The organism is Cupriavidus sp. SW-Y-13 (genome assembly GCF_009793345.1).
Taxonomy (GTDB): Bacteria; Pseudomonadota; Gammaproteobacteria; order Burkholderiales; family Burkholderiaceae; genus Cupriavidus.
The window spans coordinates 1,038,409-1,059,982 of sequence record NZ_WHLX01000002.1 but is presented as its reverse complement, the minus strand read 5'-3'; the positions used below and the strand labels follow the sequence as shown (position 1 = coordinate 1,059,982).

General features: G+C 64.2%; 19 protein-coding genes. 11 read left to right on the top strand and 8 right to left on the bottom strand.

From position 1 onward, the window contains the following. Nucleotides 1-49: 49 nt before the first annotated feature. Entirely contained in the window at nucleotides 50-679 is a 630-nt protein-coding gene (locus tag GA566_RS20440) for a uracil-DNA glycosylase family protein (protein WP_237380537.1), read from the bottom strand. A gap of 74 nt (nucleotides 680-753) precedes the next feature. Between GA566_RS20440 and msrA the strand changes: the two genes are divergently transcribed. Further along, nucleotides 754-1,260, top strand: coding sequence for a peptide-methionine (S)-S-oxide reductase MsrA (gene msrA, locus GA566_RS20435; protein WP_137927141.1), 507 nt, complete (start codon nucleotides 754-756; stop codon nucleotides 1,258-1,260). Between the two features lie 53 nt (nucleotides 1,261-1,313). On the opposite strand, the gene GA566_RS20430 is transcribed toward msrA, so the two are convergent. Together GA566_RS20430 and GA566_RS20425 are read right to left on the bottom strand one after the other, a co-directional pair. Further along, on the bottom strand, nucleotides 1,314-1,724 hold the full coding sequence (locus GA566_RS20430; protein WP_160473868.1) for a helix-turn-helix domain-containing protein: 411 nt from the start codon (nucleotides 1,722-1,724) through the stop codon (nucleotides 1,314-1,316). Continuing rightward, nucleotides 1,721-1,978: a type II toxin-antitoxin system RelE/ParE family toxin gene (locus tag GA566_RS20425; RefSeq protein ID WP_160473867.1), complete on the bottom strand. Its 258-nt coding sequence runs from the start codon at nucleotides 1,976-1,978 to the stop codon at nucleotides 1,721-1,723. Before GA566_RS20425 ends, GA566_RS20430 begins: the two co-directional genes overlap by 4 nt. A gap of 352 nt (nucleotides 1,979-2,330) precedes the next feature. On the opposite strand from GA566_RS20425, the gene uvrA reads away from it, so the two are divergent. Next, nucleotides 2,331-8,183 carry an excinuclease ABC subunit UvrA gene (gene uvrA, locus GA566_RS20420; RefSeq protein WP_160473866.1) on the top strand — a complete coding sequence of 1,951 codons (5,853 nt, stop codon included), beginning with the start codon at nucleotides 2,331-2,333 and terminating at the stop codon, nucleotides 8,181-8,183. Between the two features lie 78 nt (nucleotides 8,184-8,261). Here uvrA and GA566_RS20415 read toward each other — a convergent pair whose 3' ends face one another. Further along, nucleotides 8,262-9,014, bottom strand: a complete 753-nt coding sequence (locus GA566_RS20415; RefSeq protein WP_160473865.1) for a TetR/AcrR family transcriptional regulator — start codon at nucleotides 9,012-9,014, stop codon at nucleotides 8,262-8,264. Nucleotides 9,015-9,328: 314 nt separating this feature from the next. Between GA566_RS20415 and GA566_RS20410 the strand changes: the two genes are divergently transcribed. Further along, a complete protein-coding gene (locus tag GA566_RS20410; RefSeq protein WP_137928308.1) occupies nucleotides 9,329-10,486 on the top strand; it encodes a porin in 1,158 nt (385 codons plus the stop codon). Between the two features lie 103 nt (nucleotides 10,487-10,589). Here the strand turns inward: GA566_RS20410 and GA566_RS20405 are convergent, their stop codons facing one another. Beyond that, nucleotides 10,590-12,062, bottom strand: a complete 1,473-nt coding sequence (locus GA566_RS20405) for an efflux transporter outer membrane subunit (RefSeq protein WP_370459333.1) — start codon at nucleotides 12,060-12,062, stop codon at nucleotides 10,590-10,592. 164 nt (nucleotides 12,063-12,226) lie between these two features. Here GA566_RS20405 and GA566_RS20400 point away from each other — a divergent pair, with 164 nt between their 5' ends. From GA566_RS20400 to GA566_RS20375, 6 genes are all read left to right on the top strand, one after another. Next, entirely contained in the window at nucleotides 12,227-13,351 is a 1,125-nt protein-coding gene (locus GA566_RS20400) for an HlyD family secretion protein (protein ID WP_160473864.1), read from the top strand. A 65-nt stretch (nucleotides 13,352-13,416) separates the two neighbouring features. Beyond that, nucleotides 13,417-14,961 carry a DHA2 family efflux MFS transporter permease subunit gene (locus GA566_RS20395; protein WP_160474686.1) on the top strand — a complete coding sequence of 515 codons (1,545 nt, stop codon included), beginning with the start codon at nucleotides 13,417-13,419 and terminating at the stop codon, nucleotides 14,959-14,961. A 44-nt stretch (nucleotides 14,962-15,005) separates the two neighbouring features. Next, nucleotides 15,006-15,533 (top strand): helix-turn-helix domain-containing protein, encoded by a 528-nt coding sequence (locus GA566_RS20390; protein WP_137928310.1) that lies wholly within the window; start codon nucleotides 15,006-15,008, stop codon nucleotides 15,531-15,533. A gap of 110 nt (nucleotides 15,534-15,643) precedes the next feature. Further along, entirely contained in the window at nucleotides 15,644-16,072 is a 429-nt protein-coding gene (locus GA566_RS20385) for a short-chain fatty acid transporter (protein ID WP_137928311.1), read from the top strand. A gap of 343 nt (nucleotides 16,073-16,415) precedes the next feature. After that, nucleotides 16,416-17,789: an MFS transporter gene (locus GA566_RS20380; RefSeq protein WP_137928322.1), complete on the top strand. Its 1,374-nt coding sequence runs from the start codon at nucleotides 16,416-16,418 to the stop codon at nucleotides 17,787-17,789. A gap of 171 nt (nucleotides 17,790-17,960) precedes the next feature. Further along, entirely contained in the window at nucleotides 17,961-18,752 is a 792-nt protein-coding gene (locus GA566_RS20375; RefSeq protein ID WP_160473863.1) for a BON domain-containing protein, read from the top strand. A gap of 72 nt (nucleotides 18,753-18,824) precedes the next feature. On the opposite strand, the gene GA566_RS20370 is transcribed toward GA566_RS20375, so the two are convergent. Beyond that, nucleotides 18,825-19,130 carry a hypothetical protein gene (locus GA566_RS20370; RefSeq protein ID WP_137928313.1) on the bottom strand — a complete coding sequence of 102 codons (306 nt, stop codon included), beginning with the start codon at nucleotides 19,128-19,130 and terminating at the stop codon, nucleotides 18,825-18,827. 248 nt (nucleotides 19,131-19,378) lie between these two features. On the opposite strand from GA566_RS20370, the gene GA566_RS20365 reads away from it, so the two are divergent. Further along, on the top strand, nucleotides 19,379-19,891 hold the full coding sequence (locus GA566_RS20365) for a malto-oligosyltrehalose synthase (RefSeq protein ID WP_137928323.1): 513 nt from the start codon (nucleotides 19,379-19,381) through the stop codon (nucleotides 19,889-19,891). A gap of 4 nt (nucleotides 19,892-19,895) precedes the next feature. On the opposite strand, the gene GA566_RS20360 is transcribed toward GA566_RS20365, so the two are convergent. Both GA566_RS20360 and GA566_RS20355 read right to left on the bottom strand, forming a co-directional pair. Continuing rightward, nucleotides 19,896-20,402 (bottom strand): hypothetical protein, encoded by a 507-nt coding sequence (locus GA566_RS20360; protein ID WP_160473862.1) that lies wholly within the window; start codon nucleotides 20,400-20,402, stop codon nucleotides 19,896-19,898. Nucleotides 20,403-20,622: 220 nt separating this feature from the next. Further along, nucleotides 20,623-20,979, bottom strand: a complete 357-nt coding sequence (locus GA566_RS20355) for a hypothetical protein (RefSeq protein ID WP_137928315.1) — start codon at nucleotides 20,977-20,979, stop codon at nucleotides 20,623-20,625. Between the two features lie 273 nt (nucleotides 20,980-21,252). Here GA566_RS20355 and GA566_RS20350 point away from each other — a divergent pair, with 273 nt between their 5' ends. Beyond that, a complete protein-coding gene (locus GA566_RS20350) occupies nucleotides 21,253-21,561 on the top strand; it encodes a hypothetical protein (protein ID WP_137928316.1) in 309 nt (102 codons plus the stop codon). Nucleotides 21,562-21,574 lie beyond the last annotated feature (13 nt).

Genomic DNA, 21,574 nt, shown 5'->3' with positions numbered 1-21,574 from the left:
CAGGGATGGCCGAGGGGCGTGCTGGCCACAACGGGAGCCGGGAATCCCACTACGCTCGCGGCGCGGCGATTTCGCGAGAATCGATACGGGCCGCCACGGCGGCCTGCAGCATGGGCAGCAGTTCCGCCTCGAACCATGGGTTCTGGCGCATCCATCCCACCACGCGCCAGGACGGATGAGGGAGTGGGAAGACGTTCGGACCGAAGCGCCTGAAATCTGCCACGCGACTTGTCATGGTCTGCGTGTGGTCGGTCGGAAGATAGTAGTTCTGTGCGTAGGTGCCGACCAGTAGCGTCAACCGGTCGGCAGGCAGACATCCCAATACCCGCTCATGCCAGAGCGGCGCACATTCGCGTCGCGGAGGAAGGTCGCCACTCGCACCTTTGCCGGGGTAGCAAAAGCCCATCGGCACGATGGCGATGCGCGAGGCGTCGTAGAACGTGTCCTTGGCGGTTCCCATCCAGTCCCTGAGCCGGTCACCACTTGGATCGTCGAACGGGATGCCGCTGGCATGCACCCGTGCACCCGGCGCCTGGCCAATGATTACGATGCGCGACGTGGCACTGAATTGCACGACCGGACGAGGCCCGGCGGCCAGATCGGCCGCACAGCGCGTGCAGGCCGCGATCTCGCGACGCAGCGCTTCAACTGCGCCCATCACGGGGTGAGGGGAATTCATGGCGTTTCAGCGAATTTTGCGGGGTGTGCGTATATTACTGGGCTTGAACACGGCTCACTGGCAAGGCACACATCATGACGACGCAAACTGAAACCGCAATCCTGGCAGGCGGCTGCTTCTGGGGCATGCAGGACCTGATCCGCCGCTACCCGGGCGTGCTGACCACGCGCGTAGGCTATACCGGCGGCGACGTGCCCAATGCGACGTACCGCAATCACGGCACTCACGCCGAGGGCATCGAAATCGTCTTCGACCCGGCCAAGATCAGCTACCGCCAGATCCTCGAATTCTTCTTCCAGATCCACGATCCGAGCACGAAGAATCGCCAGGGCAACGACATCGGCACCAGCTATCGCTCGGCTATCTACTATCGCGACGACGAACAGAAACGCGTGGCCGAAGACACCATAGCCGACGTCAACGCGTCCGGCCTGTGGCCCGGCAAAGTCGTGACCGAAGTAGCCCCGGCCGGTCCGTTCTGGGAGGCGGAGCCGGAACATCAGGACTACCTGGAGCGATTGCCGAACGGGTACACCTGCCACTTCGTGCGACCGGGGTGGAAGCTGCCGTCACGCGGGTGAGGGGTGTTGGGCGGCGATCTGAAGTTTCCAGCCATACCGAACGAAGACCGAGATCAATCGGTTTCATCTCGTTGGGGAGCCTGAGCGTGTCGTTCGACCAAAATGTCTAACGGCACGGCAAGGGCTTGCGCCAACGCTCGCATTACCTCCACACTCCCGTCCCGCTTTCGGTTCTCGATCTGGCTGAGGTAGGGCTTGCTGAGGCCGGCCGAGGTGGCGAGCGCCTCCTGCGTCAGCCGCCGATAGTCGCGCCATGCCTTGATGGGATGGTCGCCGGCAAGCTGGGAGTCGATCACGGCGGCTGGAATACGGACGCCGTCATCCGCCGCAACGGCGGCATCGTAGAGCAGGGCGTCTTCAGCATCTTCGATCAGATGCTTTACCCGCTCCCAAAGGTCGATGGGGACCACCGCGAATTCGCGACGTCCGTCGCGTTCGATGAACTGAATGGTTGTAGCGGTCATTGATATGCGCTCCCGCGTGGTTTGATGTTCATGACTACGATGACAAGCCGATCTGCCTCGACACGATAAAGAATGCGCCAGTCACCTACCCGAAGCCGGCAGCCGTCACGGCCGGCGAGCTTGCGAACATTCGGGTTGGTGGCATAGGGGTCTTGCGCAAGCAGGTTGATCTTGGCGCGGACATTGCAGGCCATGTTGCGCGGCATGGCCATCAACTGCTGTCCGGCAACTTTGGTAAATTCGATTGAGTACATGCCGATGTTAGCTTATTGCTAACCCATTGCAAACTAAATTTGCAATGGGTGTCGCGTTGTTGACACGGCCTGAAGCGCGCATATCAGCAGCTAAGCGGCAGTCACGAACAAGAGATACAGGCGCATCAGGGGTGCTGCGCACTGTAGAAAAGAGGCATCGGAATCGGCTTGACGTTCCACAAAGCCTCCCCGGACATGGAACGCTTTTCAGAATCGGCTCATATCCCAATCGAGCTGCAGACCTGTACGTTTATACAGTATAGTTACGAGATCTTTCGGACTCCGCACGTCCGAAACGCATCAAGAAAGCACTTCAGAAATCGGTTTCAACTTATTGATTCGAGGCAAGAAATTGTCAGATTCCGGCACTATCCGCATCCGTGGGGCGCGTCAGCACAATCTCAAGAACGTCGATCTCGACCTGCATACCGGGCAGATGACCGTGGTTACCGGGCCTTCGGGTTCCGGCAAGTCGAGTCTGGTATTCGACACGCTGTATGCCGAAGGGCAGCGGCGCTACGTCGAGACCTTCAGTGCCTACGCGCGCCAGTTTCTGGATCGGATGGACCGTCCGCAGGTCGACAAGGTGGATGGGGTGCCGCCCGCGATTGCCATCGACCAGACGAACCCGGTGCGCAGCTCGCGGTCGACAGTCGGGACGATGACCGAGTTGAACGATCACCTGAAGCTGCTCTACGCGCGCGCCGCCGAATTGTTCGACCGGCAAACCGCACTGCCGGTGCAGCACGACTCCCCCGAAACGATCTATTCCGAACTGGTTGCCCGTACGGCAGCCGGGCAGCCGTATGCCGATGCGCGGCTCGTGATGACGTTTCCGGTCGAGTTGCCGGAAACGGCGACCGAAGCGGAAGTCGAGCAGTGGCTGTCGGTCAGTGGCTATACGCGCATCCATGGACAGCGGATCGTGGAATCGGCGACGGGCAAGCGCAAGGTGCTGGATGTGGTGGCGGATCGTTTCCGCATCGGCAACGTGGAAAAAGCCCGTGCAGTGGAAGCGATCGAGGCATCGCTCAAGCGCGGTAGTGGCCGGGTCAGTGTGCAGGTCGTGACCGACGAAGGCGACGGTCCCGTCTGGAAGTTCTCGACGGGTTTGCACAGCCCGGAGAGCGATATCCGCTATGCCGATCCGCAGCCCGCGCTGTTCTCGTTCAATTCCGCCTATGGCGCTTGCGAAACGTGCCGGGGCTTCGGGCGCGTGATCGGCGTCGATCTGGGACTGGTGATTCCGGACGGCCGCAAATCCCTGCGCGATGGCGCGATCAAGCCGATGCAGACGCCGGCCTGGAAGGAGTGCCAGGACGATCTGATGCGCTACGCGGCCAAGGCAGGCATTCCGCGTGATCTGGCGTGGAATCAGCTGAGTGAGGCCGAACAGCACTGGGTCATCCACGGCTCGCCGGACTGGAACGGGCAGTGGAACAAGCAGTGGTATGGCGTGATGCGGTTCTTCAGTTACCTGGAGTCCAAGGCCTACAAGATGCATATCCGCGTGCTGCTGTCGAAGTACCGCAGCTACACGCCGTGCGAAACCTGCGGTGGTGCGCGCCTGAAAACCGAGGCGCTGCTGTGGCGCCTGGGCAGCAAGGATAATGCCGATACCGTGCTGGCCCCGGCAGCGCGCTTTCTTCCGCGCGGCGTGGATTGGGATCGGCCGCAGTTGGAGGCCCTGCCAGGTCTTACGGTGCACGACCTGATGCTGATGCCGATCGCGCGCATCCGGCGCTTCTTCGATGACCTGACGCTGTCGAGCGCGCTGCTTGACGATGCGCTCAAGCTGCTGCTCGCTGAAGTCCGCACGCGGCTCAAATACCTGTGCGATGTGGGATTGGGTTACCTGACGCTGGACCGACAGAGCCGGACGCTGTCGGGCGGCGAGGTACAGCGGATCAACCTGACCACGGCCCTCGGCACCTCGCTGGTCAATACGCTGTTCGTGCTTGACGAGCCCAGCATCGGCCTCCATCCACGCGATCTGAACCGCATCGTCGAGGCGATGCATCGGCTGCGCGACGCGGGCAATACGCTGGTGGTGGTGGAGCACGATCCGTCCGTGATGCTGGCTGCCGATCGCCTGATCGACATGGGTCCGGGGCCGGGCGAGCGCGGCGGCTCGATCATTTTCGACGGTTCGCCCGATGCCATCCGCAAGGAACGGACGCTGACCGGCGATTACCTGGGCGGGCGCCGCCGCGTGACCGATGCGTCGGCGTGGCAGTCGCGGCCCGTGGATGCCGATACGCCGCGCCTGACGCTGGAAGGCGCGAGCGAACACAATCTCAAGGACGTGACGGTCGGAATCCCGCTGAACCGGCTGGTCGTCGTGACGGGTGTATCCGGTTCGGGCAAATCGACGCTGCTGCAGGACGTGCTGTACCCGGCCATGGCCCGCCATTTCGGAAAGGCGACGGAATCCCCGGGTGCGTTCCGCGATTTGATCGGGGCAGACCAGGTCAACGATGTGGTGTTCGTGGACCAATCGCCGATTGGCAAGACCGCACGGTCGAATCCGGCCAGTTATGTCGGTGCCTTCGACGAGATTCGCAAGCTGTTTGCCAAGGCGCCGCTGGCACTGCAACGCGGCTACACGGCTGGCACATTCAGCTTCAACTCGGGCGATGGTCGTTGCCCGACTTGCGGCGGCTCGGGCTTCGAGCACGTGGAGATGCAGTTTCTGTCGGATGTCTACCTGCGCTGCCCGGATTGCGACGGCACGCGGTATCGGGCCGAAGTGCTGGAGGTCAAGATCGAGCGCGCTGCCCGGGGGCAGGCGCCGCGCAAGCTCAGCGTGGCCGATGTGCTCGAACTGACGGTCAGCGAAGCGACCGCGCTGTTCGAAGGGGATGCCGCGGTGCTGCGCGTACTGGCGCCAATCGCCGACGTGGGCCTGGAATACGTGAAGCTGGGTCAGCCCGTGCCGACCCTCTCCGGCGGCGAGGCACAACGTCTGAAGCTTGCTGGCTTCCTGGCCGAGACCGCTGCCGCGCAGCCGGTGAAGAACCGCAAGGCGGTGGTGTTGCCCAAGCGGCTGTTCATGTTCGACGAGCCCACCACGGGTCTGCACTTCGACGATATCGCCAAGCTGATGCGCGCCTTCGGCAAGCTGCTCGATGGTGGCCATTCGTTGATCGTGATCGAGCACAACCTCGATGTGATCCGCGCCTCCGACTGGATTGTCGATCTTGGTCCCGAAGGGGGCGACGGCGGTGGCGAACTGATGTGCGAGGGTACACCCGAGGACGTCAAGCTTTGCACCGCATCGCATACGGGCCATGCGCTGATCGCCTACGACAAGGCGCTTGGCGATGGCACGCTGGCTGCGGAACAGGCGGAGGCCGAAGGCCAGGGCAAGCCGCTGCAGGCTGCCATACAGGCCGCGCGGGCGCGTCGTGCCGTGGAAGGCGAGGGCGTGGTGCGCATCGTCAACGCCCATGAGCACAACCTGAAAGCGCTGAACGTCGACATTCCGCACGGCAAGTTCAACGTGATCACCGGGGTGTCCGGTTCGGGCAAGTCGACGCTGGCGTTCGACATCCTGTTCCACGAGGGTCAGCGACGCTATCTGGAATCGCTGAATGCCTATGCCCGCTCCATCGTGCAGCCGGCTGGCCGGCCCGAAGTCGATGCCGTCTACGGCATTCCGCCGACGGTGGCCATCGAGCAGCGGCTGTCGCGAGGCGGACGCAAGAGCACGGTGGCGACGACTTCCGAAGTCTGGCACTTCCTGCGCCTGCTGTACGTGAAGCTCGGCATCCAGCATTGCGTCCACGATGGTGCGCCGGTGACGTCGCAGAGCCCGGCGTCGATTGCCGCACAGTTGTTGCGCGATTACCGTGGCCAGCACGTTGGCCTGCTTGCGCCGCTGGTGGTCAATCGCAAGGGTGTTTATACGGATCTGGCGAAATGGGCCAAGGCGCGCGGCAACACGCATCTGCGCGTAGACGGCGAGTTCCTGCCGGTCGATCCGTGGCCGCGCCTGGATCGGTTCCGCGAGCACACCATCGAGTTGCCGGTGGGCGACATCGTCGTCTCGCCCGACAACGAGGCCGCGCTGCGCGAGCTGCTGGACCAGACACTGGAAGCCGGCAAGGGCGTGATGCATCTGCTGGCCCCGCTCGATGGATTGAAGAATGCGATGGAGTGCGGCACACCGCATGCCTGCGAAACGGTGGTGTTCTCGACCAAACGCGCCTGTCCGGTGTGCGGCACGAGTTATCCGGAACTCGATCCACGCATGTTCTCGTACAACAGCAAGCACGGCTGGTGCGGCACCTGCGTGGGCACTGGCCTGGCGCTGACGGGCGAGCAGCGCGAGGTGTATGACGACACGGTGCTGGGCGGCGACGACCGGGGCCGCGAGCAGAGCCTGCCGTCCGAGGAGCAGGAACCCGAAGGCGTGGGCGATACGCCGTGCCCGGATTGCCATGGCACGCGGCTGAATCCGGCTGCGCGCGCGGTCACGTTCGATACGCAGGCGATTTCCGATGTGGCGCAGTGGACGGTGTCCGACACCCGCCGTTGGGTGGATGGCCTGAAACTCAAGGGCCGCGAGGCCGATATCGCGCGCGATGTGGTGACGGAAATCGCCAGCCGGCTGCAGTTCCTGGAAGAAGTCGGACTCGGCTACCTGAGTCTGGATCGCGCCGCACCGAGTCTGTCTGGCGGCGAGGCGCAGCGGATTCGACTGGCCGCCCAGTTGGGGAGCAACCTGCAGGGTGTCTGCTACGTGCTGGACGAGCCGACCATCGGCCTGCATCCACGCGACAACCAGATCCTGCTCGATGCGCTGCGCAAGCTGGGCGACAAGGGCAACACGCTGGTGGTGGTGGAGCACGACGAAGACACGATCCGTCGCGCCGACCACATCATCGACATCGGCCCCGGCGCCGGCAAGCGAGGGGGCCGGCTGGTGGCTGAAGGTGGCGTCGAGACGTTGGCGTCGGCATCGGACTCGACGACCGGTCGCTTCCTGGCCAATCCGATTGTTCACCCGCTGCAGGAGCGACGCCCCGTGCGGCCGCCGCGTGCGGGCAGGGTGGCCGAGCCAGAGCAATGGCTGACAGTGCAGGGCGCGCATCTGCACAACCTGCGCAACGTCACGGCACGGATTCCGCTGGCCCGGCTGGTGGCCATCACCGGTGTATCGGGCTCTGGCAAGTCCACACTCGCGCGCGACGTGCTGATGACGAACCTGCTCGATGCTGTTGGCCGCTCGGTGATGTCATCGCCGGCCACGCGACGGGCGCGTTCGGCGGCGGAGAAGGCGGGCAAGCCGACGGCCACGAAATCTCTCAACGTCGAGCATGCGTGGCATGGCTGCGAAGGCATCACGGGCTGGGAGACGATCGATCGCGTGCTCGAAGTGGACCAGACGCCGATCGGCAAGACCCCGCGCTCGTGTCCGGCCACGTATATCGGTGTGTGGGATGCCATCCGCAAGCTGTTCGCGGATACGCTCGAAGCCAAGGCGCGCGGTTACACGGCGTCGCGTTTCTCGTTCAATACGAGCGATGGTCGCTGCCCGGCCTGCGAGGGACAGGGCGTGCGTACGATCGGCATGAGCTTCCTGCCTGACGTGAAAGTACCTTGCGATGTCTGCCACGGCCAGCGCTTCAATCCGGAAACGCTTGCGGTGACGTGGCGCGGCAAGAATATTGGCGACGTGCTGACGATGGAAATCGACGAGGCCGTGGAGTTCTTCTCGGCCATCACGCAGATCAGCCATCCGCTGCAGTTGATGAAGGACGTGGGGCTGGGCTACCTGACGCTGGGACAGCCGTCACCGACGCTTTCGGGTGGCGAGGCGCAGCGGATCAAGCTGGTGACGGAGTTGTCGAAGGTGCGCGATGACATTACCCGCCGAGGCCAGAAGGCACCGCACACGCTCTACGTGCTGGACGAACCCACCGTGGGCCTGCATATGGCCGACGTGGCAAGGTTGATCCGCGTGCTGCACCGCTTGACCGACGGGGGCCACAGCGTGGTGGTGATCGAGCACGATCTTGACGTGATTGCCGAAGCCGACTGGATCATCGACCTGGGTCCGGAAGGCGGCGCGCAGGGCGGCACGATTGTCGGTGCGGCCGATCCGGAAGCGTTGTCGCGCATCGCGGCCAGCCATACCGGAGCAGCACTGGTGCCGGTGCTGGCACGGACGGCGATGGACGGGGTGAGGGCGGCGGGGTGAGAACGTCGAGCCTTGATTGACCACGAGCCGGTCCCCTCTCCCGCAAGCGGGAGAGGGGAGCAACAACCGTGCGAAAGATCAACCAACCCGCCGCGGCCCCTCTAGCGCAGCCGCACAAAAATCCACCAGTTCATCCACCGGCGGCGCAGCCCGGTTGCGCTTGCCGCGTTCGCGTACCCAGTGGGCCAGCGAGTAGACCACCGTATCCATGAACCAGATCATGCGTAGCCGCATCACATCGCGGGGTACGCCGGGCAGCAGGGCGTGGATGTGGTCGCGCACGCGGTACAGCGCGCTCATCGCCGTCTTGTCGACGAGTCCCTTGTTCAGGAGGCCCGGGCTGAACGTGGTCTGCGCCAGCACCTGCAGGTAGTTGGTGCCCCAACTGGTATGCAGCACGATTTCCACCAATGGATGGACGGTGGCCTGCACCACGGCGTGGATGTCGATGGGGCGACCACTGGCTTCCAGTTCGTCCAGATGGCGATGGCGCACGCGGTTCACCTCATGGAGCCGAAGATTCAACAGATGACTGACGAGTGCCTCGCGCGAACCGAAGTGGTAGTGCAGCGCGGACCTGTTGCGCTGGCCGCTTTCCACCACGATCTGCCGCAAGGGCACCTGCTCGACACCCTGTTCGGCAAATAGCCGTTCTGCGATTTCCAGGATACGCCGAGCGGTATCGGTCAGGCCATCGCCCGCATCCGGTGCAGGGGGGGCGACGTCCGACGATGTGGGCGCGTGGTCGGGATCGGGTATCCGGCGGGGCTTGACTGGGGCGGGGGTCTGCTGCGCGTCCACGATATGGGCGCGTGCTTGCTTGAGCTTCATGGCGTCTTGTGGCCGAGCCTCGTGAGCCTGCGGGGCCTGTCGTTATCGAAAAATCAAAGCCTCGCAAGGATACGGAAAAATCCGATGTCAGACATCGGTAATGCCTCGCATTTCCGCCATTTTTGTGCCGTCTCCGGGAAAATCCTAACTATCTGAACCCCCGGATGCCGTTAGCCTTCGTTTCGTGCCAATTAATACGAGAGATTAATTTGGCATGACGGGACGGAGAGGCTGGCAACGGCCGGCTCCGAAGGCGCTGGTGGAGGAGAGAGCTGGCGCCGTGGGCCATCACACCAGAACACGGAAACCAACACATGAAGAAGACGCTGTTCGCCGCCATCACCGGGGCGCTGCTTGCGCCTGCGGCGTGGGCGCAATCGTCCGTGACGCTCTATGGCGTCGTCACCACGAGCATCCAGTACGTCAACAACGTACAGAACACGAGCAACGGGGTGCTGGCGCCCGGTAGCGGGTCGGCGACGTTCATGAACTCGTCGGGCATCGCACAGTCGCGTTTTGGCCTGCGCGGCGTGGAAGACCTCGGCGGCGGACTGAAGAGCCTGTTCGTGCTCGAAAACCAGTTCAACACCGACGACGGCAAGATGGGTAATGGCGGACTGCTGTTCGGTCGCCAGGCGTTCGTGGGTGTGCAGAATCGCTGGGGCAAGCTCACGTTCGGCCGCCAGTACACCTCGGCATTCCTGACGATGGGCAGCTTTACGCCGGTGGCCTACGCGCCCGAATTCGAACCTGTGGTGGGTATCGCCGGACCGAACTTCCGCGAGAACAACATGGTCCAGTACCAGGGCACGTTCGGCCCGATCACGGCCATGACGCACTGGTCGTTCGGTGAGCGCTCGGGTACGTTTGCGGCGGGTTCCGCCTACGGCGTGGGCCTGGCCTACAACAGCGGACCGTTGGGCGTGGCGGCTGCCTATGACGAGGTGAAGACGCTCAACACGGCGCAGGCCACAGGCGCGTCGGGATCGAATGACTACGGCCGCGACATGCGCGCGCTGGCTGCGGCCAGCTACCGTATCGGCCCGGTCAAGATGGTGGCGGGCTATCGCTGGGGCAACTCGGTGGCGCCTGCCACGGGCACGCCCACGCTCATGCCGCACCGCGACGACATGTACTGGCTGGGTGTGAACTGGGACGCCACCGCAGCACTGCGTCTCTCGCTGGCCTGGTACTACGACGATATCAAGTCCGCACGCATCGGCAACGCCACCACGAACCCGAAGAATCCGCAGCAGTTCCTGGCGCTGGCCGACTACAACCTGTCCAAGCGTACCGACGTGTTCTTCGCCGTGAACTACGCGCGCAACGCGTCGCTGAACTGGGACAACATCGCCTACCTGCCGAACGGCCAGTCCGTCGGCTATCTGCCGCCGACGTCGCAGGTCTACTACAAGACGCCGGATGCAAAGGGGCAATTGGGCATCTCCCTCGGCATGCGTCACATCTTCTGATCAGGAAAACGAAAGCGAGGGGCCGGCGCGGTGCCACTTCCGCGCGCAGGCATTGATGGCGCCGCAGCTTGAAAGGCTGCGGCGTTTTTTTATGGCAAGTCGCTCACCACCCACCCCCCAGCGCGCGATACGCCGCCACCGCAGCGCGTGCATTGTCCGTGGCCACGCGGGCCTGTTGATCGCGCGAGGCAAGTAATTGGCGGTCTTCGTCGAGTACTTCGTAGAGGCTGACCGCGCCGCCTTTGTAGGCGTCTTCCGAGGCGGTGCGTGCGCGTCGATGGGCATCCACCTCGGTGGCCAGCGAGCCGGATTGCACCTCCAGTTCGGCCAGCGTGACGATGGCGTTTTCCACGTCTTCGGTGGCGCGCAGCATGGCCAGCCGATATTGCGCCAGTGCCTGGGCATGGGCGCCGTGCGCCTGATCGACCTCGGCATCGACGCGGCCGAAATCGAACAGGCGCCAGCGCAGACCCGCCGCGGCAGAGGGCTGGAAGGCGCGTGCTGTCAGTAACTGGCTGGTCGACAGGCTTTCAAAGCCGAGCAAGGCCGAGAGCGAAACCTTGGGGTAGTACTCGGCCAGGGCCACGCCGATGCGTGCATTCGACGCAGCCAGGCGACGCTCGGCGGCGATGACATCGGGGCGGCGGCGCAACAGTGCGCTGGGGCCGCCCGCCAAGGAAATCGCCGGCACCGCAGGGTCGCCGGACACCGCCGCAAGTTCGGCGGCGTACGTGCCCGGCGTGGCACCCATCAGTACATCGAGTCGATTCAACTGGGTCTGCAGTTCGATTCGCAGCGGCGGCAGCGTGGTGCGCGCCTGCGCGACGAGCGCTTCGGCTTGCGCGACCTCGCGGGTGGCCGATAGGCCATCGCGCTGGCGCGTACGCACCAGTTCCAGCAGGCGGCCATCGGTCCGGATCTGATCTTCGGCGATGACGATTCGGCGCTGCGCGCCACGAATGCGGAAGTAGGCGTCGGCGGCCTCCGCAGCCACGGTCACCTGCACGCCAGCGTGCTCGGCTTCCGCCGCGCCCGCATCGGCCGTCGCGGCCTCGGCACCGCGCCGCAGTCCGCCCGCCACATCGATCTCCCAGCTCGCCGCCGCGCCCACGTCATAGACGGTTCGATTCCGTTCGTATCCAGGCAACGCACTGCCGAGCTTGCCGAGCGGACTCTCCACCGACTGACGTTGCCGGCTCACATCGGCACCCAGCCGGCCCTCTGGATACAGCACCGCGCCAGCCTGGCGCGCCATGGCACGCGCCTGCGCCACGCGCGCCCGGGATGTCTCCAGGTCGAGGTTCTGACCCAGTGCCCGCTGCACGATCCGCGTCAGCACCGGATCTTGAAACCCTGACCACCACTGGTCCAGCGGCGGCACGGGCGTGGTGGCCTGACGCGCGGCGAGCGCGCCGGCGCTGTGGAAGTTCACCTGTGTGGGCGTGTCTGGCGTCTTGTAGTCGGGGCCGACTGCGCACGCAGTCAGTACGAGCGTCGCGGCCAATGCGAGGACGCGGGCGGACAGGCGGACATTCATGGGGTGGAAAGGGGTGGCGGCGCGGGGGAGAGGCGACATGGAATCCAGTAACTTGCATAACAATAGTTACGTCACTATACTCACTTGCATAATGAAAGCAAGTCCGAAGCAAATCCGGTGGAGGAGAGGAGATGGCTCCATCACCGGACGGCGTCGGCCCTATCTGCGAACGCCCCCGTTTGCCCTGAACAAAGGAATTCCGTATGTCCAGCAGTACCGCCGCCGAGCGCTCCCCTTCGGAAACTGTTCCTGATACGCGCAGCGCCCTCGGGCGGAAGCGACTGGTCATCATCCTTGTGTCAGCCGTGGTGGCTGGCGGCATGCTCACGTATGCCTCGCACTGGTGGAACACCGCCCGCTTTCTGGAGGAGACCGATGACGCGTACGTAGGCGGCGACGTCACCGTGATTGGTCCGAAGGTGTCGGGCTACATCACTGAAGTCTTGGTCACCGACAACCAGGCCGTGCGCGCCGGCGATCTGCTCGCACGGATCGATGACCGCGACTACCGCGCCGTGCTGGCCCGAGCGGAAGGCGCGATTGCCGCGCAGCAGGCGCAGATCGCCAACCTTGATGCCACGCAGCGGCTCCAGGACGCGGTCATCGGTCAGGCGCAGGCATCCGTGGCCGCCACCGATGCCGAGACTGCCCGCACGCGCGACGATCAGGTGCGCTATGCCAGCCTCGTCGCCAAGGAAGCCGTCTCGGTACAGAGTTCGCAGAAGGCAGATGCCGACTACAAGCAGTCGCGCGCCAACGGGCAAAAGGCTCAGGCCGCGTTGCTCGCCGCGCAGCGTCAGATCGATGTCATCGCCACGCAGAAACAACAGGCGCAGGCTGCGCTGGCGCAGGCCATAGCCGAACGGGATCTGGCCCAGCTCAACGTGGGCTACACCGAGTTGCGGGCGCCCGTGGATGGCACCATCGGCAACCGGCGCGCCCGACCGGGCGCATACGCTGCCAGCGGCACGTCGCTGATGTCGGTCGTGCCGGCCAGCGGTCTCTGGGTCGATGCCAATTTCAAGGAAAACCAGTTGGCGCATCTGGAGCCGGGGATGCGCGCCACCGTGGTGGCGGATATCGTGCCAGGCCGGGTGTTTCACGGGCGTGTGGCCAGCGTGGCGCCAGCAACGGGTGCGCAGTTCAGCGTGCTGCCCCCGGAAAACGCTACCGGCAACTTCACGAAGATCGTGCAGCGCGTGCCGGTGCGTATCGTACTGGATGAGAAGGATGCACGCCTCGGACTGCTGCGGCCCGGGCTGTCCGTGACGGCAGAAGTCGATGGCCGCACGGAGAACCAGGTGGCCGTCGCGCAGGTGCGCCCGTGAGTGGGGCCGTGACTGCTGCCGTGGCGCCGGTTGGGACGTCAGCGGCAGCGTGGTCGCCTGCCGGGATGTCGACACAGGCCAAGATCTTTGCGTTTGCGTCGATGTGTGTGGGCATGTTCATCGCACTGCTCGATATCCAGATCGTGTCGGCCTCGCTGCGCGATATCGGCGGCGGGCTATCGGCAGGTGCCGATGAAACGGTCTGGGTGCAGACCGCCTACCTCATCGCGGAAATCGTGGTGATCCCGTTGTCGGGCTGGCTGTCGCGTGTGATGTCCACCCGTTGGCTGTTCGCGGTCTCGGCAGCGGGCTTCACCGTGGCCAGCATGCTGTGCGGACTGGCCTGGAATATCCAGAGCATGATCGTGTTTCGCGCGGCGCAAGGTTTCCTCGGCGGTTCAATGATTCCGCTGGTGTTCACCACGGCGTTCGTGTTTTTCGCCGGGCCTCAGCGTGTGATCGCAGCCGCCACGGTCGGTGGGCTGTCCTCACTGGCGCCGACGCTCGGCCCCACGGTCGGCGGCTGGATCACCGATCACATGTCGTGGCATTGGCTGTTTTTCGTCAACCTCGTGCCGGGGCTGTTCGTCACGATCGTCGTGCCGATGCTGGTGCGCATCGACAAGCCCAACCTGAAACTGCTGCGCGGCGCCGACTATCTCGGCATGGCGTTGATGGCGATGTTCCTCGGCTGCCTCGAATACACGCTGGAGGAAGGGCCGCGCTGGGACTGGCTGGCCGATCCGGTGATCCTGACCACCGCGTGGATTGCCGGCGTGGCCGGGGCAGCGTTCATCTGGCGCAGCATGACCCACGCGCAGCCGGTGGTGGATCTGCGGGCGCTAAAGCAGCGCAACTTTGCACTCGGCTGCTTGTTCTCCTTCGTCACGGGGATCGGCATCTTCGCCACCGTCTACCTCACGCCGCTGTTTCTCGGCCGGGTGCGCGGGTTCAGCGCGCTGGAAATCGGACTGGCAGTGTTTTCGACGGGCTTGTTCCAGATCGCCTCGATTCCGATCTACACCTATCTGGGCAACCGCGTGGATCTGCGCTGGCTGCTAATGTTCGGCCTGGCGCTGTTCGGATTGTCGATGTATTGCTTCACACCGATTACGCATGACTGGGGCTGGCGCGAACTGCTGCTGCCGCAGGCGCTGCGGGGCGCGGCGCAGCAGTTCGCGGTAGCACCCGTGGTCACGCTGACGCTGGGAAGCCTGGCGCCCGAGCGGCTCAAGCTCGCATCCGGGCTGTTCAACCTGATGCGCAACCTGGGCGGGGCGATCGGCATAGCCGCCTGCGCCACAGTGCTCAACGATCGCACCAACCTGCATTTCTTCCGCATGGCCGAACATCTGCGACCCGGTAACGAAGCCATGTCGGGTGCGCTAGACAGCCTGGCGCGCCAGTATCTGGCCGCTGGCTACAGCGCCGTGGAAGCACAGGCCGCCGCGTTGAAACAGTTGGCGCTGCTGACACTGCGCGAGGCCCAGACGCAGACGTTCAGCGACACCTTCCTGCTCATCATGGCGTGCTTTTTTGGAGCGCTGGTGCTGGTGCCCCTGATGCGGAAAATCGCACCGCCCAAGGCGCCATCGGCGGATGCCCACTGAAGACCGGTATCATCGGTACCGAATTTCGAACGAGAGTCCAGACGATGCAACGCAAGACCTTCCGAAACCTGCAATGTCCCATCGCCCGCAGCCTTGAACGCGTGGGCGAGTGGTGGAGCATTCTGATTTTGCGCGATGCGTTCTATGGCACCAAACGCTTCGATGAATTCCAGCGCAGTCTCGACATTGCGCCCAACATGCTGACGCGGCGCCTGAACGGTCTGGTCGAGGAGGGGCTGCTGGAGAAGCGCCAGTATTCGGAGCGCCCGCCGCGCTATGAATATGTGCTGACCGAGTGCGGCCGGGATTTCCGGCCGGTGCTGCTCGCACTGCTGGCCTGGGGCAATCGAAACTTCGCGCCCGAGGGACGCAGCGTGCAGATCGAGGATCGCGAGACCGGCAAGCTCGTTGAGCCGTTGCTGGTGGATGCCGAGAGCCGGGAGCCGCTGCAGATGGGCAAGCGGCACGTGGTACGCCCCGGTCCGGCTGCGGACGAACGCACGCGCGAGCGGCTTTCATCGGCGGCTTCGCATATGTCTGTCACGGGGAAGACGCCTGCCACCTCTGCCTGATCGACTCAGCCAATTGACTGGTCAGGTTGCTCCAAAGGCATTTCTGTCATAGAGTCCATGCATCGCGCCCCGTCCCTCCGACGGTTATCACCGACTCCGGAAACGACCCGATGCCACGCTTTTCCTCTCCTTTTTCATCCTTTGGTCCGGTCTCGCTGCCGCTGGTGGTAGCCGTGCTGGCTGGCTGCACCACGCCGATGCCGCCGCCGCAGCCCCAGCGCATGCCGTCGCCGCCACCCAGCACCACGATCACTGCGCCGCAGGGCGTCAGCCGTGCGCAACTGGAAGCAGCAGGCAATGCGTGCGAGAAGGTTGTCGCCAATGCGGTGAAGACCCGCTATCCGCAGCCTGGCAGCGTCATGATGATGCCGGACCGCGAACGCATCGCCCAGCAGACGGCGAACCAGACATCCGTGGTGGGCGAGGGCGTCTTCGAGCCCGATGCCAGCGAACAGGCCATGGCCTTCCGCTATACCTGCCTCTACAACATCCGCACAAATCGGGTCGATGACGTGCAGATGAAATACGGTTCCTTCTAAGCCCGTGCAGGTCTGAGTGTTGAGGTTGGCGTCGGTTTGGGCGCTGATGACGATGGATGGCCTACCGAAGCCGACCGATTGGGCCACTGCGGAGCCGTTGGCGACACTGATGGCATCAAGTCCTCTCCAGCACGTCCCGGCGTTTTGCCGTATTGTCTCGATCTGAAGATTAATTGACGTTGCAACGATCTGGTGCGCGTCCGGCAACATGCCGTGGCGGACCGGCTTTCATTGCATGTCCGCCCCCGGATCGACCATCGTGCAGACCTCCGCCACCCCGCCGGCCAGCAGTCCCCCGCCGTCCACCCCATCTACTGTCAGCCCCGAAGGTCCGGATTCGCCGATGACCTCGCTGGAAAAGCGCGCGATGGCGGCCATCATGATCGCGGTCTCGCTGGCCACGCTCGACACGGCCATCGCCAATACCGCGCTGCCCAACATTGCGGCGGACCTGAATAGCACACCGGCGGCCTCGGTCTGGATCATCAATGCCTACCAACTCGCCATGGTGGCCACGCTGCTGCCGTTTGCCGCACTGGGTGGCATCGTAGGCCACCGGCGCATCTACCTGGGCGGAGTGGTGGTCTTCATCATCTCGTCCGTGATTTGTGCGATGGCATGGTCGCTGCCGTCCCTTGCGGCGGCGCGGCTGCTGCAGGGCATTGGCGCTGCCGCCATCATGAGCGTGAACACGGCGCTGATCAGTGCGATCTTTCCGATCCATCGGCTTGGGCGCGGCGTGGGTCTCAATGCGCTGATCGTCGGTGTCTCGTTCGCGGTGGGGCCCACCGTCGCATCGGTGATCCTGTCTTTCGGCCCCTGGCCCTGGCTGTTCGCGGTGAACCTGCCGATCGGCCTGCTGGCGCTGGCCATCGCGTGGCGCTCGCTGCCGCAGACCAAGAAGAGCCAGCACGGATTCGATCCCGTGGCGGCGGTGCTCAATGCCATTACCTTCGCTGCGCTGATTTTCGCGCTGGGCGAGGGCGTTCAACGCGAGCCTGCCGAGTACGTCATCGGTGCCGTCGCTGTCTTTGCCATCGCCTTTGTGCTGTTGCTGCGCCGCGAACGTGGGCATCCGGCGCCGATGCTGCCCGTCGATCTGTTGAAGCGGCCGATGTTCGCGCTGTCCACCGCCACGGCTGTGTGTTCGTTTGCCGCGCAGGGTCTGGCATTCGTGTCGCTGCCGTTCTACTTCGAGCACGTGCTGGGCCGCAATCCCATCGAAACGGGCTTCCTGCTGACGCCCTGGTCAGCGGTGGTGGCGCTGATGGCGCCGCTGGCAGGCCGGTTGTCGGACCGCTATCCGCCGGGCCTGCTCGGTGGCATCGGACTGGCGGTGATGGCACTTGGCATGGCGTCGCTGGCGATGATGCCCGCAGACGCCAGCGCACTGAACATCGGCATCCGCATGGCAATCTGCGGCGCCGGCTTTGGATTCTTCCAGTCTCCGAACCTCAAGGCGTTGATGGCCAGCGCCCCGCGTGAACGCGCGGGCGGCGCAAGCGGTGTGGTCGCCACGGCGCGGCTGCTGGGGCAGGCCACCGGTGCAGCGCTGGTGGCACTCTCGTTCGGCATCGCTGGGGATCACGGCCCCACGCTGGCCCTGGCCCTCGGTGCCGGATTTGCCGCCGCCGCTGCAGTGGCCAGTGGTCTGCGACTGGTCACGGCGCAAAGTGAGGACAGCGCGGCCATGCAGGGCGCCAGGAAGTCCTCCTGATCACGCGAGAGACGTCCGCGTCGCACGGCAAGACGTGCGCGCACGGTTTGTAGAATCTGCATGGGATTGGTAGCGCCACCGCCATGTTTGCACGGCGCACCGATCGGTACGAAACTTGCCGCTAGTCCATCTATCGGGGCCTTCGCGCCCCATCTTGATGGAGGCAACACAATGAACCGATCAGACGACTACGGCCGTCGCCGCCGCCCCGCCCAACGCTATGGCGGCTTCGAAGAGGGCTATGGCGATATGCCCGGCGACGATCGAGACTGGCGTCGTCGCGACCCATACGCCGACCCTTACGCCGACCACGCCGACCGTTATGGCAACGGCGCTGCCCGGTCACCTTACGACACCGAACGGCATTCCTACGGCAATGCCCGGAATGCTTCCCCGCGGCGTGGCGCGGTCTACTATCCGGGCCGACCCGTTGACGACGAACGCTATGACGAAAGCTCGCCGCATAGCCGCGGCTACGTCAGCGCATACAGCAACGGATACGAAGACGGCTATCAGGCCGCCTCACGATCCACGGGTTCCCCGCGCGAGGTCGCGCCCGTTCGCGATGAGCGCTGGCGCGATAGCCGCATGGGACAACGCACAGGGTACGAAGACTACGGCGTGGAGGCAGGCCGCAACTTCCGTCAGCGGCCCTCGGTTTATGGCAGCAACGCCACGGCGCGTGGCACGGCTGGCTACCCTCGACCCACGGGCCCGAAGAACTACGCGCGCTCCGATGAGCGCGTCCGCGAGGAAGTCTGCGAGCGCCTGGCGCATGCGCCCGGTATCGATGTCAGCGAGGTGAGCGTCAATGTCAGTGGCAGCGTGGTGACGTTGACTGGCCACGTGGACAACCGCCGTACCAAGTATGCAGTGGAAGATATTGCCGACGATACCTATGGTGTGTCCGACGTGGTCAACCAGATCCACGTGAGACCTTATGGTGTGCTGGCATCGGAATGACGACGATGCCTCAAATGAAAAACCCCGGCTTTAAACCGGGGTTTTTTCTTGGGCATTAACGCCTGCAGGCACCTACAGGTCGCTGCCGCTCGGTGGCGTCTCCATGCGTTTGTCCGTCTGGTCGGCGCGATCCACGGGAGTATCGGAGGGCAGTTCTTCCGCAGCACGCTGCACCTCCTCGGAAATTTCCTCCTCGGGAAGTGCGTCCTCGGCGCCGCCCGGAAACTCTCGCTCCAGCTCCGTGCCGAGGTCTTCCTCCGGATCGAGGGCATCCGTATCGAGATTCGGGTCCAGGGTGCTGGGAATGCTCGACGGATCGCTCTCGCCCGTGTCGTCCACCGTTGCTTCAGGCTGGTTCGTTCGTGTCGTCTTGCTCATGCCGGACTCCTGTTCGATAAGGTTCATGTTGCCAAGAAAAACTGGTCGAAGAGCGGCAAGTTGCATGCCACTCCATGCCTTGCACTGGCCTGCCGAGCACCTCGCACCACTGGCCGCCAGTGGCCCGCCTATAGTGGAGAGGGGACCGCCGCTAATCGCCAGGCGCTGCCGTGACACCCGGAGAGGTGGGGACGGTGGCTGGAACAGCTATTGCTGTGACATGGCTGCATCGTGCGAGGGAGGTAGCGATGAACATCACCGGCATTCTGGTCACCCTGAGCCTGGCGTCCTCGGTGGCCGTATCTTCCACGCCCATCGAGAAGAAACTGCTCGGTATCAGCCCTGGCGAGTTCGCGTCCCAGTTCAACACAGTGGCGCAGGCCGACGGTGCATCGCTGACGCTTCCCGCGTTCGGCGCCAAGAGTGGCTGGCATCGCGCTCATCCGAGTGCCGGAGTGTCCGTACTGGTGCGTGCGGCCCCCACAGGTCACTCGCTCGACGAGGTAGTGGTGGTCTGCCGCACCGCCGAGCAATGCATGCTGACCATCTGCACCGCCGCCAAAGCGATCGACGCCGCGGTGGACCCCAACCTGCTGCAGTACTTCATTGCCGCACGTATTGCCTCCCATATTCGCAATGTGGCCCTGGTAATGTCGGGCCTGGTCTATGTGGTGGTGTCGCCGGAAGACGAGGACTACGTGGCACTCGTCATCCGGCCCTATCGGCCGCAGCAGGAGTTGACCGCGCAGCGGCAGGCTTAGGGCGTCAGTGCAGCGGCCCCGCAGATCGGCGCGTTGGCACGCCGGGCGCACGGGCGGGTGAGAACTCCATCGCACGCTGTTCCAGCATCCGCTGCAACTCCGTGGCGCCCCGGTAGTAATGCGCCAGCAGCAGACGCAGCTCTGGATCAGGTAGCGGTTCGCGCAGCACTTCCCCATAAGCCGCCGCTGCGCGGCTGGCATGCTGGACCGCATATCTCAGCAGGGGTAATTCGCCCGATTCGGACGGAGGCGGCGCGAGGGTATCCCGACGTCGCATTGGCGTGGATGAATCTGAAGATTCCGACGCTGCACGATTGACCGTGCCGGCGCGCGTAGCCAATTCGGCTGCCGCACAGCGTTGCATATTGGCGCGATGGACGAGTACCGCCCGGATCTGCGGGTCAGATGCCACGACGGCCACGGCGGCGAGCGCTTCGGCACATTGCGTGGCATGCAGGCTGAGCCTGGCCAGGGTCGAGTTCAGGGCATCGCGCTTTAGTGCATCGTTCATTTCCCTTCTCCAGTTCGTACCCTAACTGTAGGTGACACAGCCAGCCGACAGCGCGCATTGACATTGATTGCATGGTTATTGCACGGTGCGACGCGCGCCTCATCTGGCGACCATGCAAAAAGCGTGCAAAAGCGCGCCCCGCACAAGCCGAGTTGGCCGTGCGGGGCGCGCTACACCGCAATTTACGGACGCGGGGGTCCAGAGCAGTGACGTCGAGCGGTTATTTCGTGGTGCCCGGAGCCGGATCCGGCGAGTCACCCTTCGGACCCGAAGGCGCGGTGGGAGACACGGTGGCCGCAGCCCCCTGCTCGCGAGGTTTCTTGTGGCGAGCGTTGGTGGCCTTGTCCTTGTTGCCCGTGCCGGTGCTACGGGCGTCGTTCGACATCGAAGAGCTGCCCGACATCGACGAAGAACCCGACATTGCGTCAGCCTTAGGATTCTTTGGGCCTTCCGGGGTAGGAGGGGTGCCCGTCGTTGCCGATTGCGGAGAGGTCGGCGTTTGCTGGGCCATCACAGGGAAAGCCAGCGCGGCCCCGAGGGCAATCGCGGTAGCGGTCGTGGCAAGGGTGCGTTTCATCGTGTGTCTCCTGGACGGTGGGTCGGTGTCTTCACGATATGCAGCGCGGCTTTGCGGCTCACGGGGGCGATGCCTGAAACTCCTGTCAGACCTTGACTACACCGGGCCGCGCCGAGGCCATCGGCATTGCAGCTTTTATATCGCCGTGTAAATCGGTATCCCGTGGTTCACACACCCGATGATGAGGGATGCCGAATATGCGTTGGAGAGCACCGGGGGGCAGCGGTATGGATCTTGCAGCCGGATGGGCAGACAAAAAGACAAGGAGATGCCATGCCATTCGCCTATGCCGGAACCCGCCGCCGTCGCAATCGGGATCGGCGCCGCGCCAGCGATACGCCGGACGCCAATTCGCCGGAGCACAAGGCACAAACTCCGTCCGAGTCGCCGCTGGCAAGGAATGAGAGCACGGGCAATGCGGAGCGTCGGGAGTCGACGGGCATTGACCACGACCGATCGAAGCCCGATGAAAGGCGGGGCGATATCGAGCGCGGCGAGGGTGGGTCCGGGCTGACCAGCCAGGACCTGCATGATCCGGGCAGCCGCGATCCGAACGCACCGCCGGTCGACAATCGTTCTTAAATCGTTCTTAAGT